At 65.6% G+C, this 15,568-nt stretch carries 14 protein-coding genes; 3 read left to right on the top strand and 11 right to left on the bottom strand.

What is annotated here, in order from left to right; translation table 11 throughout:
• Positions 1 to 18 precede the first annotated feature (18 nt).
• Both C8C92_RS13700 and C8C92_RS13705 read right to left on the bottom strand, forming a co-directional pair.
• Positions 19 to 522 (bottom strand): chemotaxis protein CheW, encoded by a 504-nt coding sequence (locus C8C92_RS13700; protein ID WP_099764017.1) that lies wholly within the window; start codon positions 520 to 522, stop codon positions 19 to 21.
• A 60-nt stretch (positions 523 to 582) separates the two neighbouring features.
• A complete protein-coding gene (locus C8C92_RS13705) occupies positions 583 to 1,482 on the bottom strand; it encodes a sensor domain-containing diguanylate cyclase (protein WP_165829435.1) in 900 nt (299 codons plus the stop codon).
• Positions 1,483 to 1,873: 391 nt separating this feature from the next.
• On the opposite strand from C8C92_RS13705, the gene C8C92_RS13710 reads away from it, so the two are divergent.
• Entirely contained in the window at positions 1,874 to 2,137 is a 264-nt protein-coding gene (locus C8C92_RS13710; RefSeq protein WP_116744236.1) for a hypothetical protein, read from the top strand.
• Here the strand turns inward: C8C92_RS13710 and C8C92_RS13715 are convergent.
• Entirely contained in the window at positions 2,134 to 3,045 is a 912-nt protein-coding gene (locus tag C8C92_RS13715) for a LysR substrate-binding domain-containing protein (RefSeq protein ID WP_099764013.1), read from the bottom strand. The two genes, C8C92_RS13710 and C8C92_RS13715, sit on opposite strands and share 4 nt — an antisense overlap.
• Before the next feature lie 123 nt (positions 3,046 to 3,168).
• Between C8C92_RS13715 and C8C92_RS13720 the strand changes: the two genes are divergently transcribed.
• Entirely contained in the window at positions 3,169 to 4,572 is a 1,404-nt protein-coding gene (locus C8C92_RS13720; RefSeq protein ID WP_116744237.1) for an MFS transporter, read from the top strand.
• Complete coding sequence (locus C8C92_RS13725; RefSeq protein ID WP_116744238.1) at positions 4,569 to 5,192, top strand: glutathione S-transferase family protein; 624 nt, start codon at positions 4,569 to 4,571, stop codon at positions 5,190 to 5,192. Before C8C92_RS13720 ends, C8C92_RS13725 begins: the two co-directional genes overlap by 4 nt.
• Here C8C92_RS13725 and C8C92_RS13730 read toward each other — a convergent pair.
• From C8C92_RS13730 to C8C92_RS13765, 8 genes are all read right to left on the bottom strand, one after another.
• Positions 5,189 to 6,475 carry a DUF445 domain-containing protein gene (locus C8C92_RS13730; RefSeq protein ID WP_116744239.1) on the bottom strand — a complete coding sequence of 429 codons (1,287 nt, stop codon included), beginning with the start codon at positions 6,473 to 6,475 and terminating at the stop codon, positions 5,189 to 5,191. The two genes, C8C92_RS13725 and C8C92_RS13730, sit on opposite strands and share 4 nt — an antisense overlap.
• A 77-nt stretch (positions 6,476 to 6,552) precedes the next feature.
• Positions 6,553 to 7,950 carry an amino acid permease gene (locus tag C8C92_RS13735; RefSeq protein ID WP_099764009.1) on the bottom strand — a complete coding sequence of 466 codons (1,398 nt, stop codon included), beginning with the start codon at positions 7,948 to 7,950 and terminating at the stop codon, positions 6,553 to 6,555.
• A gap of 211 nt (positions 7,951 to 8,161) precedes the next feature.
• Entirely contained in the window at positions 8,162 to 9,949 is a 1,788-nt protein-coding gene (locus C8C92_RS13740; protein ID WP_116744240.1) for an MFS transporter, read from the bottom strand.
• A gap of 50 nt (positions 9,950 to 9,999) precedes the next feature.
• Positions 10,000 to 11,094, bottom strand: a complete 1,095-nt coding sequence (locus C8C92_RS13745; protein ID WP_116744241.1) for an N-acetylglucosamine-6-phosphate deacetylase — start codon at positions 11,092 to 11,094, stop codon at positions 10,000 to 10,002.
• Between the two features lie 3 nt (positions 11,095 to 11,097).
• On the bottom strand, positions 11,098 to 11,865 hold the full coding sequence (locus tag C8C92_RS13750; protein WP_116744242.1) for a DeoR family transcriptional regulator: 768 nt from the start codon (positions 11,863 to 11,865) through the stop codon (positions 11,098 to 11,100).
• 34 nt (positions 11,866 to 11,899) lie between these two features.
• The gene (locus C8C92_RS13755; RefSeq protein WP_207781080.1) at positions 11,900 to 13,243 is read right to left on the bottom strand and encodes a D-tagatose-bisphosphate aldolase, class II, non-catalytic subunit; all 1,344 of its coding nucleotides are present in this window, start codon (positions 13,241 to 13,243) and stop codon (positions 11,900 to 11,902) included.
• Entirely contained in the window at positions 13,243 to 14,205 is a 963-nt protein-coding gene (locus C8C92_RS13760) for an ROK family protein (protein WP_207781001.1), read from the bottom strand. Before C8C92_RS13760 ends, C8C92_RS13755 begins: the two co-directional genes overlap by 1 nt.
• Complete coding sequence (locus C8C92_RS13765) at positions 14,192 to 15,352, bottom strand: SIS domain-containing protein (RefSeq protein ID WP_116744244.1); 1,161 nt, start codon at positions 15,350 to 15,352, stop codon at positions 14,192 to 14,194. The genes C8C92_RS13760 and C8C92_RS13765 overlap by 14 nt, the downstream gene beginning before the upstream one ends.
• Positions 15,353 to 15,568: the final 216 nt, after the last annotated feature.

Consider the following 15,568-nt stretch of genomic DNA (forward strand, 5'->3'; position numbering starts at 1 on the left):
AGCGGACGCGATGGCGCCTCAGGCAGCCAGTTTGCCCGTGGCTTGCACGCCCAGGCCCGCCAGCAGGCTGTTCATGTCGAGCACGATCAGCATGCGTTCGTCCAGGCTGCCGATGGCCGTTACGTGGCCGGCCATCGCCGAGCCATGCAGCTGCGGCGGAGGCTTGATCTGTGCCGGTGCCAGCGGCACCACATCGGCCACGCGGTCGACCACGATGCCGGTGGCGCCATGCGCGAAGATGAGGATGATCACCACGGTCGAGGCGTCGTACGCGGGCTCGGCCTGGCCCAGTGCGATGCGCAGGTCAATCAGCGGCACGATGCTGCCGCGCAGGTTTATGAAACCCTTGAGGAAGGCGGGCGCATTGGCCATATGGGTCACGGCGCCGTAGCCGCGGATTTCCTGCACCAGGCCGATGTCGATCGCGTATTCCTCATTGCCCAGGCCAAAGACCAGTAATTCCCGGGCGCCCGCTTGTGCCGGCTGGCTCGCTGCCGCGGCATGTGTCGTGGTGGTTTCCATGTGTTTGCTCCTGTCAGGTGATGCGTGATGCATGAAACTGCGAGGGTGACCGGCCGGTGCTCAAATCTGCTCGGTGCGGTTGCGGCCATTGCTCTTGGCCTGGTACAGCGCGGCGTCGGCTTGCATGAAACAGGCTTTCCAGTCGCCGTTGTTGGGCAGCGGCGCCAGGCCGATGCTGATCGTCGCCGTGATGGCCGTGTGCTCGAAGTCGACGCACGTTGCGGCCACGGCAAGGCGGATGCGTTCGGCCACCTTGTACGCCATCGTCATGTCCGTATGCGGGAACAGCAAGCCGAATTCCTCGCCGCCCACGCGGGCGACGACATCGGATGCCCGTGCCTGGGACTGCAGCGCGGCCGCGATGGCTTGCAGCACGGCGTCGCCGGCGGCGTGGCCATGCCGGTCATTGACCTTCTTGAAGAAATCGATGTCGGCGATGCCGATGGTCATCGCACTGCCCGCGCGGCTGGCCCGCGCGGCCGAACGCACGGCTTCGATCTCGAAGGCGCGGCGGTTCGGCAGGTGGGTCAGGGGGTCGCTCAGGGCGATGTGCTGCAACTGCTGCCAGCGGGCCGCATTCTGCTCTTCGATGGCGCGTTCGTGGCGCTGGTCGATGAAAAAGGCACCCAGATAGTTTTCGTCGTCCAGCTTGCCCAGGTCCACGGCCTTGAGCACGATGGGCAGCATCGTGCCATCGTGGTGACGGATGGCGAAATGGCGCTTGTGCCCGAGTACCGTGGACTTCCTGTCGCCGGCCAGATAGGCGCCGATCTGTGCGCCATGCTGCTCGCGCACCGAGTCCGGCAGCAGCGCCTCGATCTGCTGGCCCGACAGGCTGCCCGGGGCATAGCCGCTCAGCGCATACATGGCGTCGTTTGCATAGCGGATGCGTGAGCCTGCATCGATGATGATGGCGGCGTCGGCGGCGTTGAGCAGGCGCAAGGCCAGGATTTTGTTCATGTGCTTGTCTCCTACAAAGAAGGCAGAGATGTCGGGCGATCGAAGCAAAGAGCGCTGCTGCATCGCCTTGATATTTCCTTGAGTATCATCATACATCAAATAAAAATGATTTCAACAAATATTATGATTTTAATGATTTATTTGGTTTTTACGCACAAGTAAATTCAAGTCTTGACGGAAGTGGCAGCGTGTTGTAGGCATTTTTACTGTCTGGTCGGGCAAGTTTTCCATCATGTCGCGTGTCTATTGATGGAAAAATTATTTTCTTTGTGGGTTTATTTATTGTATTTGGTAAATTTATGCGGCAAAATGGAGTGCATGCAGATCGGTACGCGTGTGGCGCGGCCGGCCTGACATGCCAGGCGGATCACTGTGGATGGAGGAGGCGGACATGCTTACGAAAATACCGGCAAGGCGCAGCGAAGCGGTGTACAAAGACCAGCCGCCGTCCGCCAGTGCACGCCATCCGCAAGGACCGGGCGCGGGCGTGTTCCGCTTACCCGTGCGGCGCCTGAAGACGATTGCCTGCCTGGCCCTGTTATTGGCGGTGATACCGGCCGTGACCTGCATCGCCACGGGGCGCGCCGGCATGCCGATGTTGTTCAGTACCGTGTGCGGCGTAGTGTCGTGCGCGGCCGCAGATGGGGCGCTTTAGCCGCCTGCACCGGTGGCCTGCGCCTCCTCGCAGATCCATGCGATGAATGCCTGTACGGCGGGGCGTGTGGCCGCATCGGGCCGCGCCACCAGGTAATACGCAAAGCGCGCGGGCCAGGGCAAGTCCAGTACTTGCACCAGGCGCCCGGCGGCGATTTCCTCCTGCGCGTACAGCTGCGGCACCAGGGCGAGGCCCTGGCCGGCCTCGGCTGCGCGGATCAACAGAAAATCATCTTCGAAGGCGGAGCCGCGCAGCGCCCGCGCCGCATCGGCACTGCCGTCTTGGGCGCCATGCGCTGCCAGCCACAAGGGCCAGTCGGCGCGGTCCGTATCGTGCAGCAGCGGGTAGCGCAGGCAATCGCCTGGCGTGGCGATGGGCGGCTGGCCCGCCATCAGGGCGGGGCTGGCGACGGGCACCAGCACGGGCGCCATCAATCGCGTCACCTGCAGGCCCGGATACTCGCCCAGGCCGTGGCGCAGCGCCACGTCGACCCGGTCGCGGCGCAGGTCCACCAGTGCGGATGTTGCTTCCACGCGCACCTCGATATGCGGATGGCGCTGGTTGAAGCGGCCCAGCCGTGGCACCAGCCAGGCGGCGGCAAAAGTGGCCACCGTGCTGACGGTGAGCGTCTGGCGCCCTCCCATGTCTTCCAGTGCCTGGCTGGCGCTGGCGATCTGCGCGAATGCGCCCAGCAGGGTGGGGTGGACCATGGCGCCCGCTTCGGTCAGGCGCAAGCCCTGGCGTTCGCGGGTAAACAGGGGCATGCCGACCCGCTCTTCCAACAGGCGGATTTGCTGGCTGACGGCGCCCGACGTCACGTGCAGCGCCTCGGCGGCCGCCTTGATGCTGCCGCGCTGGCCCACTTCGACAAAGGCGCGCAGGGCCTGGAGTGGTAAAGGATGCTTCATCGATATAGTTTTTCTATAGTTGCGAGCGAAAAATCATCGTTTCATTTTCACTCTTAAAAAACGCATTATAGGGGCATGCGGCGTTGTTTTGACGTCGAGTAAAACTATATCGATAGGATCTCCATGTTACTTTCACATAGGCAACTTTGCCTGGTTTTGCTGTGCACCACGCAATTCGTCGCCTTGCTCGATTTTTCCATCACCATGATTCCCCTGCCGCAAATCCAGCACAGTCTGGGCTTTACGTCCGGCGGCCTGCAATGGGTGATCAATGCGTATGGTGTGGCCATTGCCGGCTTCCTGCTGCTGGGCGGGCGCGCGGCCGACATGTTCGGCCGCCGCCGCGTCTTTCTCATGGGCGTGGTCCTGTTTACGGCGGCGTCCCTGCTGGGCGGCTTTGCGCATAGCCCGGCCATGCTGGTGGCCACGCGCGCGCTGCAGGGCTTTGGCGCCGCCATGTTTTCGCCGGCCGCATTCTCCCTGCTGCTGGCCGTGTTTCCCGAACCGTCCCGACGCAACCGGGCGCTGGGTGCCTGGACGGCCGTGGCGGCCAGCGGCTTTGTCGCGGGCCTGATCCTCGGTGGCTTCATCACGGACCTGCTGGGCTGGCGCTGGGTGCTGTGGATCAATGTGCCCGTCGGCTTGCTGGTGCTGGCCCTGTCGCCGGCCTTGCCCCTGGGCCGGCCCGATGCCGATACTGCTGCGGCTGGCGGCACCCTCGACGTGTGGGGCGCGCTGCTGGTGGCGTCGGGCGCGGCAACGCTGGTGTTTGCCTTTGCCAATAGCGAGCATGTGGGACTGGCGCATCCGTTCACTTTTGCTCTGGTCGCGCTGGCACTGGCCTTGCTGGCGCTGTTCGTGTGGGTGGAGGGACGCGTGGCCGCGCCGCTGATGCCGCTGGCCGTGTTCCGGCGCCGCTCCACGGGCGGCGCGAATATCGTGTCCCTGCTGGCCAATACGGCCCTGGGCCCCACCTTTGTCGTGGTGGCGCTTGCCATGCAGGAAGTGCTGGCGTTTTCCGCCACGCGCACGGGACTGGGCTTGCTGCCGATGGCCGTCGCCTTTACCCTGGCCAGCGCCTGGGCCGGACCGGCGCTGATCGCCCGCTGCGGCACCAAGCCCGTCATCGTCGGCGGCATGCTGCTGTTCATCGGCGGGCTGGCCATGCTGGGCGCGTCGCTGGCCACGCTCGCCTCGTGGGGCGTAGCCATCCTGCCAGGCACCGTACTGGCCGGCATCGGCTATGGCCTGGCGTTTCCCGCCTGGACCGTGGCCGGCATCGATGGCGTGCCGGAAGCGGACCATGGCCTGGCGGGCGGCATGCTGACCACCACCCAGGAAGTCGGATCGGCCGTCGGCCTGGCCGTGGGCGTGGCCGTCAGCATTGCCGTGCTGGCCGGCGGCGGAACGGCGGCACAAGGCTACAGCAGCGCCATCCTCGTTTCCGCCTGCCTGGTGGCAGCGGGCCTGGCGTGCGCCATCGCCATCCTGCCTGGCAAGGCCGCGCGCCAGGAGGCGGCAGCATGATGGAACTCTACACCGACAGCTCGCCGAACGGTTTCAAAGCCACGATAGCGCTGGCCGAACTGGGCTTGCCATACCGGCTGCGCCATGTGCGCATCGAACAGGGCGAACACCGGCTGCCCGCCTTCCTGGCCCTCAATCCGCACGGGCGCATTCCCGTGCTGGTCGATCACGACACGGGCATCACCGTGTTCGAGTCGGCCGCCATCCTGCTGTACCTGGCCGAGAAAACGGGGCGCTTGCTGCCCGCGCAGCCGCAGCAGCGCTGGGCCGCCATCACCTGGCTGCAATTTCACGCGGCCAGCATGGGGCCGATGCTGGGCCAGCGCGTGCATTTCGAGATCGCCGACGCGGGCGCAAACGTAACGGCCACGGCGCACTTCCGCCAGCTGTGCGACGCGGCCTTCGCCACCATGGAGGGCCGCCTGGCCGGCAGTCCGTACCTGGCCGGCGACGATTATTCCATCGCCGACATCGCCAGCTTTGGCTGGCTGCATATCGCGCAGCTGGTCGGCTTTGATTTTTCCGCCTGGCCCCACGTGGGCGCCTGGTATGCCCGCGTGGCGGCCCGCCCGGCCGTGCAGCTGGGCGTCACGCTTCCCGCGCCTGCCACCGGCGCTTAAAACGCCTGGCTGACTGAATAAATCAGCAAGCCGGCCAGGCCGCCCACGATGGTGCCGTTGATGCGGATGAATTGCAGGTCGCGCCCGATGGCCAGTTCGATGCGCTCGCTCATTTCATCCTTGCTCCACAAGTCCAGGCGGGCGGCGATGAAGGCGCCCACTTCGCCCCGGTAGCGGCGCACCAGCGACCCGCTGCCGGCGACGATGGCGTCGTTCAGCCATGCCCGCGCTGCGTTGTCCTCCTCCAGCACCTGGCCCGTGTTGCGCGCCAGGCTGGCGAGCGCTTGCGCCAGCACGGGCGCGTCCGCGTGCAGGTCGGCCAGCAGGCGCGTGCGGATGTTATTCCAGACGTCGCCCAGCATGGCTTGCACGGTATCGCTGGCGACCAGTTGCAGCTGGTAGCGGCGCACCGTCTCTTGCCAGTGCGGGTCGGCCTTCAGGTGCAGCGCGCTGTCGGCGATCCAGCCGGCGACGCGCTGGCGCAACGGGTGCGCCGGGTCGACGCGCACGGCGACGGCAAACTTTTGCAGCGAGGCGATCATGCGCGGCTCGTACGCTTTCACGGCTTTTTTCACCAGCGCGTTCTCGATCTGGAAGGCGCCCAGCACGAAGTCGCAGATGGCGGCGTGGTGTGCTTCGTCGTCCAGGTAGCCGGCGCTGCGGTCGAGCATAAAGTCCAGCAGTTCCTGTGGCTTGCCGTCGGCGATCAGCGCATCGAGGCAGTCGGCCGCCACCTCCGACAGGTTCAATTGACCCAGGTAGTTGCTGGCCTGGTCACGCAGCAGGCGGCCCAGCTTCTCATGGTCGAGCATCGCCAGCAGCTGTTTCGCCACGCCGGCGCTGGCCATGCCCAGTCGCTGCGCGTGGAGCTCGTCACTGAGCCAGGCTCCCAGGCGCGCGGCGGGGTCGGCTTGTACGATGCGCTCGGCGATGCCTTGCTCGGTAATGAAATGGTTTTCCACGAAGGCGCCCAGGCTGCGGCCGATGTCCGTCTTGCTGTTCGGGATGATGGCCGTATGCCACAAGGGGATGCCCAGCGGGTGGCGGAACAGGGCGACGACGGCGAACCAGTCGGCTATCGCGCCCACCATGGCCGCTTCGGCGAACGCTTCCACATAGCCCCAGGCGGGGTGGCCGCCGCGCTGCGAGCGGGCCACGGCAAACACCAGCGCGGCGAGCAGCAGCAAGCCGACGGCCAGCCACTGCATGTTGCGCAGGCGCGCGCGCTTGAGCTGGTCCGTGCTCTGGTCCAGTTGTGCGATGAGGTCGGGGGAAGGTTGCATGGATGGCGGCCTGCGGTGGTTGCGAGACCGCCATCTTAACTGCGGCAGCGACAGGATATGTCGCTGCACGGGACTTTTTACTGCTGCGGGTGCAGCAGCGAACGGCGGCGCGCGTAGCCGAAGTAGATGACCAGGCCGATCACCAGCCAGATGGTAAAGGCCACCCAGGTGACCCAGCTGAGGAAAGTCATCAGGCCCACGCACAGGATCACGGCCAGTGCCGGCACATACGGCACGCCGGGGCAGCGGAAGGCGCGCGGCAGGTCCGGGCGCTTCTTGCGCAGCACCACCACGGCAATCGACACCATGGTGAAGGCGGCCAGGGTGCCAATGTTGATCAGCTCGGCGAGGATGTTGAGCGGGATCACGGCGGCGATCAGGCCGAAGACGATACCCACCAGCCAGGTGGCGAAGAACGGCGTGTGGAAGCGCGGATGCACGGTCGACAGGCGCTTGGGCAGCAAGCCGTCGCGCGACATGGCGAAGATGATGCGCGTCTGGCCGAAGGCCATCACCAGGATCACGGTGGTCATGCCCAGGATGGCGCCCAGGTCGACGAAGCCGGCGATCCAGTTTTCGCCCGCATATTGCAGGGCCAGCGAGACGGGATGGTCGACGCCGAGGAATTTCTGGTACGGCACGATGCCCGTCATGATGGCCGAGACCACCACGTACAGCACGGCGCACACGGCCAGCGAGCCGATGATGCCGATCGGCAGATCGCGCGACGGCTTCTTGACTTCCTCGGCGGCCGAGGTGACGGCGTCAAAGCCGATGAAGGCGAAGAAGACGAGGGCGGCGGCGCTCAGCATGCCGTGGTAGCCGAACGGCATGTAGGGCTGCCAATTGGCCGGCTGTACGTGGCGCGCACCGAAGATGATGAACAGCAGCACCACGCCCACCTTGATGGCCACCATGATGTTGTTCAGGCGCGCCGATTCGCGCACGCCCCAGCCCAGCATGGCCGTCAGCAGCAGCATGATGACCAGGGCCGGCAGGTTGATGAAGGTGGTCACGCCGGGCAGGGCGCCCGGTGCGGCCGACAGGGCCGCAGGCAGGGCGATGCCAAAGCCCGCCAGCAGCGACTGGAAGTAGCCGGACCAGCCGACGGAGACGGCGGCCGCGGCCAGGCCGTATTCGAGCAGCAAGTCCCAGCCTATCATCCAGGCGGCCAGCTCGCCCAGAGTTGCATAGCTGTAGGTGTAGATGGAGCCGGCCACCGGCACGGTGGAGGCGAATTCCGCATAGCACAGGGCGGCGAAGCAGCAGGCGACGGCGGCCACGACGAACGACAGCGACAGGGCGGGGCCGGCCGTCAGCGCGCCCGTGCCGGTGAGCACGAAAATGCCCGTGCCGACGATGGCGCCTATGCCCATGAGGACAAGGTCGAACGGCCCCAGCACCTTGGCCAGTCCTCCCGGTTTCTTGCTGTGGGCGATCATGTCATCCAAATTCTTGGTTCTAAATAAGCTCACTGTGTCTCCTGGTGGTTTTTGTCATGGCGCCATTGCCGCCTCGTGAGTAGCACGACGCAGCCAGATTCTAGCCCACGCGCCCGTGATTCCAGAAGGAAAACCGTACGGTGGCGTGCGCGCCAGCCCGGTAAACTTGTCCAACAGGCAAAAAAACAGCCCCGGACGTTGGGCCGGGGCTGGAAAGGAGACTGCTACAGTTGGTTACTCTGTCTTACTTTGCAAAGTGCGCTTCGATCTCTTCGAGGGTTTTACCCTTCGTCTCCGGCAGCAGGAAGGCGGCAGCCAGGAAATACAGCACGGTGCAGCCGGCGCCGAAGAAGAACAAGGTCGAATAGCCGTGCAAGCCCACGGTCGGCAGGAAGATGGCGGCGATCACCGTCGAGACGAACTGGTTCACCAGCAGCGCGATGCTCATGCCGTTCGAGCGGATGCGCGTCGGCATCAGTTCGGACAGGGCCAGCCACACGCACACGCCCGGCCCCACGGCAAAGCTGGAAACGAACACGCAGATGGCAATCGCCACCAGCCAGCCGTGCGAGGACGAGGGCACGGGGCCCAGGCTGGCCTTCTCGATGCGCAGCGGCGCCTCGCGCCCGGCGGCCGGGTCGGCGAACGGGTTCAGGTGCAGTTTGCGGAAGAACACGCCGATCACGCTGTCGGCCTGCACGGCGTCGTCGCGCGCGATGGACACCTGGCGTAGCACGGGATCGTCGCTGCGCAGGCTTTTCACGTTGGTGAACGGGCCGTAGGCGTAGGCGATGGTCAGCTGCTGCGGCGTGCCGTCGGCCGCCGCGCCCAGCGCCGTCAAGGTGGGCGCATCGAGCTGCAGGGTCAGGCCATCGGCTTGTACCTGGGCAGCGATGGCGGGACGCACGTCGGCCAGGTGCGCTTCGGCGCTGCGGAACAGCAGCCCGGCCGCCAGCAGCGAGACGACGATGCCGCCCGTGCCCAGCATCAACAGGAATTTGCGGCCCTTGCGGTCGACCAGCAGCACCGCCACCACCGTCATCACGGCATTCAGTACTTTCAGCAGCACATCCGCCATGTTGGCCGAGGCGCCCGACAGGCCCGCCTGGTTCAAGATATTGACGACATACGCGAGGATGGAATTGATGCCCGTCGCCTGCGTGCAGGCGAGGATCAGGCAAGCGAGCAGGAAGGGCAGCACGTAGCGGCGGCTCAGCAGCGGGTCCCTGGCCTTGCCGCTGATCTTGGCCGCGTTTTCCGGCGTGTCTTGCATCTCGCGCAGTTCCAGTTCGGCGGCAGCGGGCAGGCGCGTGCGCAGCAGCGACTGGCGCGCCTGCTCGATGCGGCCCCGTTGCGCCAGCCAGCGCGGCGACTCGGCCAGCAGCAGGGCGCCGATGGTAAACACCAGGCCCGGCGTCAGGCAGACCCAGAAGATGCTGCGCCAGGCCTGGTCCTTGGCCGTGAAGATGGCGGCGATGCGGCCCGCTTCCGGCAAGGCTTGCGCTGCCTGCGTGGCCGTTTCCACCGTCTGCGCTTGCTGCAGGCCGATCAGGGCGGCGGCCACCAGGCCGATGGTCAGCAGCAGCTGGAACAGGGCCGCACCGCGTCCGCGCTGTTGCGCGGGCAGGCATTCGGCCAGGTACAGGGGCACGACGACGCCGATCAAGCCGCCGCTGATGCCTTGCAGCAGGCGGCCCAGCAGCAACGGCGTGTAGCCGTCGGCCAGGGCGATCAGCGGGATGCTGGCGCTGAACAGGGCGCCGGCCAGGAACATCACCCAGCGCCGGCCGATAATATCGGCCAGGGCGCCGGCGAACAGCGAAGACAGGACTGAACCCAATAGCACGGCGGCGACGATAAAACTCAGCTGCTGGGCCGTCAGTTTCCAGGCCACGGAGGCCGTCGATTCCAGGTAGGGCAGGGCGCCGGCGATGATGCCGATGTCTATGCCGTACAGCAATCCCCCCATGCCGGCAATAAATAGCAGGTAGCGCATGGCCCACACGGGGGCCTTGTGTGACGTGTCGTGCATGAAAACTCCGGGACGGGGTTGAGGTTGGGGGCTGGGTCTAGAGACTGAATCTAGCGGGTGGAAAGATCGATGGCCGCGCCTTCGACGAAGACGGACACTGGCTGTAATTGGGGATCGAGGACGACGATGTCGGCCCAGGCGCCGGGCGCCAGGCGGCCCCGTGCGGATTCACCCAGGTAGTCGGCCGGGTATAGCGACAAGCGGTTCGAGGCGTCGGCCAGGTCCAGGCCCAGCTCGACGAAATTGCGCAGCGCCTGGTCCATGGTCAGCACGCTGCCGGCCAAGGAGCCCGTGGCCAGGCGCACGCAGCCCAGGCATTTGTAGACGCGCTGCGTGCCCAGGCCGTATTCGCCATCGGGCATGCCGGTGGCCGAGGTGGCGTCCGTCACGCCGTACAGGCGCGGGATGGCGCGCAGGGCCGCGCGCAGGGCGCCCTTTGCCACGTGCTGCAGGTCGGGGATGATTTCCGCGTATTCGGCATGCGCCAGCGCCGCGCCCACCATGCCGGGGTCGTAATGGGTCATGCCCGTCATGCCGTTGTACAGGTGGGTAAAACCGGAGATGCCGGCCTTCAGGGCCGCCACGCCTTCGTCATACGTGCCGGCGCTGTGGCCGATCTGCACGCGGATGCCCATCGCCGCAAGTTGCGGGATCAGTTCCAGGTGGCCGGGGATTTCCGGCGCCATGGTGAGTACCTTGATGGGCGCGATGGCGTGGAAGCGCTGCACCAGCGCCAGGCTCGCTTGCACCACGTCGGGCGGCTGCGCGCCCAGGCGGTGCAAATTCAAAAACGGGCCTTCCAGGTGCACGCCCAGCATGCGCGCGCCGTTGGCAGGACGCTCGGCGATGACGCCGGCCAGGCCTTGCAGGGCGCGCAAAATCGACGGTTCCTTCGCTGTCAGGGTGGTGCCCAGGAGGGCCGTGGTGCCGTGGCGCGCGTGCACTTGCGCCACGCTGGCGCCCGCGTTGCCGCCTTCCATGATGTCGACGCCGGCCGCGCCGTGCACGTGCAGGTCGATAAAACCGGGCAAAATGGTCAGCGCGCTGTCGGCGGCAGGGTCTTCTTGTATCTGGACGATGCGCTGGTCAAAGGTGATGGTGCCCGTGATCCAGCCAGATGGGGTAAGGATTCTGCCGCTCAGCATGTGTTATTCCGCTATAAAAAGTTCGATGCCCAGCTTTTGCAGCCCTTCGCGGTACTCCTGGCTGATGCTGGCATCGGTGATGACGGTATCGACGCGGTCCAGCTGCACGATGCGGTGCAGGCTGACGCGGCCGAACTTCGAGGCGTCCGTGAGGACGATGATTTTCTTCGCCCGTTCCACCATCTTGTGGTTCAGGCTTGCTTCCGCTTCGTGGTGGGTGGTGACGCCAAATTGCAGGTCGAAGCCATCCACGCCCAGAAACAGCTTGTCGAAGCTGTACGCCTGCAAACAGGTTTCCGCCTGGCTGCCCTGGATCGACAGCGACTGCTTGCGCAGCAGGCCGCCCGTCAGGATCAGGTCCACGCCGGGCGCGTCCGCCAGTTCCCAGGCGATGTTGAGGCCATTCGTGGCCACCGTCACGCCGGTCGCGTCGCGCAAATGGCGCGCCAGCGAGATGGTGGTGGTGCCCGAGTCGATGATGATGTTATCGCCCGGCTCCACCAGCCGCGCCGCATAGGCGCCGATGCGCTCCTTTTGCTCGTGGTTGATGGCATCCTTCTGGCGTATCGTGTGTTCAAGCGGCGGCGTGCGCGTCAGGGTCGCGCCGCCGTGGCTGCGCGTGGCCATGCCTTGCGCTTCCAGCGCATTCAAGTCGCTGCGGATGGTGACCGCGGACACGCCGAGCTTTTCCACCAGATCGGTCACTTGCACCGTGCCCTGCTGAGTAAGCATGTGGAGGATGGATTCACGGCGTTGGCTGGTATTTCGCATGGTGGCGGGCTCAGTAAAAATGAAAATATCGAGCTTAACAGATTGCCGCTTCGGCAACGACGGGGATGGCCGTATTGCGGTTGCAGGCGCGCGCATATTGCGCCAGCAAGCTGCCGATCTTGTGCTCGATCAGGGCCGGCGCCTCGGCTGCCAGGCTGCCCTGCACCACGGCCAGGTACTGTTCCGGCAAATGCTGGCTCAGCAGCGGCAGCGGAATCGTCAGGGCGTCCAGGTTGGCCAGCAGCTTGTCGACGGTGGCCGCCACTTCCGGCTCGCCCCAGTAATAGCGGCAACGGTCGCTCAAACCGTAGCGGCGCATCAAGCGCTGTTCTTGCGGCGTGCCCAGGTAATGCTTGATCCAGTGCTTCGGCTTGGCCAGCATCACATCGTCGAGTACCTGCATCAGTTGCGAAGTGGCGTGCGCCGGCAGCAGTTCCTGCTCGATCTGGCACAGCGCGTACAGCGCCTCGCGTAGGGCGAAGGTGGCGGCCGGCCCCACTTTCAGGATGGCGAAATGGTCGCGCACCATGGCGTGCAGGGCCGATTCGCGCTGGTAGTCGGTGGAATGGGCTTCGAACACGAGGCCAGGCTGCTCTGCGACGAAGGCCGACAGCTCGGCGGCGGCATCCGCATCGTAATGCTGGATGCTGCTCTGGTCGAAATCGACGCCAGGCTGCACCACCATGGCGATGACGCGGCGCCAGGCGCCATGCAGCTCGTTGTCCAGGAAGGCGCGGCGGTGCACGTCCAGCGTGCGGCGCGCGGCCTGCGGGCTGGTGACGGCGCCGGCTTGCGCCAGCGATGCTTCACCGCCCGGTATCGGCACTTCCGTGCCGATCACGTAGACGGGCGGCGCGAAGCCGGCGGCCGCCGCCGCCGCTTCGGCGACGAGGCACAGGCGCGCCGAGCGGGCGGCCACGGTTTCATCGTCGAGCTGCAGTGGATCGTCGGCACAGCGCATGCTGCAATCGAGGTGGATCTTATGGAAACCGGCCGCCGCATACGCGGCGATCAGGGTCTCGGCGTGGGCCATGGCGGTGGCCGCATCGAGGTGCTGCCAGGCGTTCGGACCAAGATGGTCGCCGCCCAGCACCAGGCGGCTGGCGGGGAAACCCTGTTCGCGCGCCAGTGCCAGCATGGTGTCGCGGAAAACTGCCGGCGTCATGCCCGTGTAGCCGCCGAACTGGTCGACCTGGTTCGAGGTCGCTTCGACCAGCAGCACGGTGTCGTACTCGCTGGCCACGCGCATGGCGGCGCGCAGCACGCTCGGGTGGCTGCAGCACACGGCGTACAAGCCCACGGGTTCGCCGCGGCGGTGCGCCTTGATCACTTGCTGGATCGGGGACAGGGTAAAGGTCGGGTTTTCCACTTGCTTCATCATGTTGACGCCTTGGTATGTTGTCGTATCAAAAGGGCCGCGCCGCGCGCGCCGCCAGCGTCGCCAAAGCGGGGCGGCAAAATGGGCGGCACGTGGACGCCGGGGAACAGATGGCGCTTCACGGCGGCCGGCAGCTTGTCGTACAGGTGCGGCAGCTTGGACAGGCCGCCACCGAGCACGATGACGTGCGGGTCGTAGGCCAGTACCAGGCCGGCCAGCGCGTGGCCCAGCACGTCGAGGTGCACGGCCACCGTGCGCTGGGCCACGGCGTCGCCGATGTTGGCGCGGGCGACAATGGCCAGCGTGGCCAACGGTTCTGTGCCTTCGCCGCCAAAATACGCATATAACTTGCTCATGGCGGGGCCGGAGACATAGCGTTCCAGGCAGCCCGTCTTGCCGCATGGGCAGGGGTATTCGGCCAGGCCGTGCTGCGCCAGCAGGGTGGCGGGCAGGCTCCAGTGGCCCCATTCGCCGGCTACGCCGTTAAAGCCGCGCAGCAGCTGGCCGCCCACGCAATAGCCGCCGCCGGCGCCCGTGCCGAGAATGGCGCCGAACATGCTGGCGGCATTCTCGGCCGCGCCGCCTTGCGCTTCCGACAGGGCGAAGCACTGGCAATCGTTGCCGATGGCGACAGGGCGCTGCAAGGCTTGCTGCAGCGTTTGCGCTACGAGGCGGCCGTTCAGGGCCGGCACGTTGGAGCTCAGTTGCCTGCCGCTGGCGCTGTCGATCACGCCGGGTAAGCCGATGCCGACGGGCGCCGTCGTGCCCAGTGCCGCGTCGCCGCGCGCCACCAGGCCGGTGATCGCTTGCACGAAGGCTCTAAAATCGTCGCCGGGCGTGGCCACCCGTTCGCGGAATACCTCGGCCAGCGCGCCGTCGCGGTCGGCGAACGCCACCAGCTCGATCTTGCTGCCGCCGATGTCGATGCCGTGAAAGCCCTGGATGGAATTAGAATTGGTCATGGCCATAGATGGTGACGCCCTGCACGACACGGTTGACGATGCCGCCGGCGAATGGATTGTCGGGGCGCAGTTGCAGCAGCGCGGACTGGTGCAGCGCATATTGCTGCGCCATCAGCAGCCACAGCGGGGCCAGCCAGGCGTCGGGCCAGGCTGGCGCGTCGGCCGCTAAGTTGGCAGATATGTTGGCAGATAAGTCGCCGCCGATGCCCACCGTCAGGCAGCGCTGCGCCACGCTGTCGCGCTGCAGTTCTTTCAACAGGTCGTCTTCGTACTGGCGCGCCAAGGGCTTGCTGCTGCGCAGCAGGATCACCAGGGACTCCGTGGTGACGGCCGATTTCGGGCCGTGACGGAAACCCAGCGGGGTATTGGCCATCGCCATCACGCGCCCACCCGTCAATTCCAGGATTTTCAATGCCGCTTCCTTGGCCAGCGCTTCCAGCGGACCGCTGCCCAGGTAGACCACGCGCTGTACGGGTGTCGAGCCCAGCTCCGCCACGGGCGCCGACCAGTCGCGCAAGGCTTGTTCGCCCAGCTGCGCCAGGGTCTCCAGGCGGGACAAATCCGTGTTCTGGCCCAGTACCGACAGGGCCGCCAGCAGCATACTGCTAAAGCTGCTGGTCATGGCGAAGCCGCGGTCGCAGCTGCCTTCCGGCATCAGCAAGTTATACGTATTGCTGTCATTGGCGCCCTGGCGCGCCAGCTTGCCATCGGCGTTGCAGGTGATGTTCAAAAAGCGCGCGCCGGGCACGACCTGGCGCAGCAGTTCCACGGCCGCCAGGCTTTCCGGGCTGTCGCCGCTGCGGGCAAACGAGACGAGCAGGGTAGGTGCGTCCGCTTCCAGGTACAGCTCGTGGTGCGTCAGCAACGTCGTGGTGGCGATGGCGCGGATCTGCGCGGGCCAGGCCGCATTCAAGGTGTCGACGACGATTTCGCCCACATAGGCCGAGCTGCCGGCGCCCGTCAGGATGACGCGTTGTTGCGGATTGGACAGCGCGTCGCCGAGGAAGGCGGCCAGGCTGGCTTGTTCCTTGCGCAAGATGCCGGCCAGCGCGCGCCAGATGGCCGGCTGGTGGGCGATTTCCTCGGCCGTGTGCAGGCCGCCGATGTCGCGCCAGGTTTGAATGTCACGCTGAAGAAGGGTAGTCATGGAGTGTCAGTAAAGTGTTTGTTGGAGAAAGCATAAATACTAAATTTCGAAAAGTCAAATACGAAAGTAAAACGAAAGTAAATAGTTGCATGGCTTGCGAAATAATGTCGTTTTATCCCCTTTCAATCGTGTTGCAGTGCCGCATGAAACCCAGTGGCGCTGCCGCCTGTCGCTGAAATACGACGATAACGAAAGTATGTCTTGTGACTTTTTGGT

It is taken from the genome of Janthinobacterium sp. 78 (genome assembly GCF_003096775.1).
In the GTDB taxonomy this organism is placed as follows: domain Bacteria; phylum Pseudomonadota; class Gammaproteobacteria; order Burkholderiales; family Burkholderiaceae_D; genus Janthinobacterium; species Janthinobacterium tructae.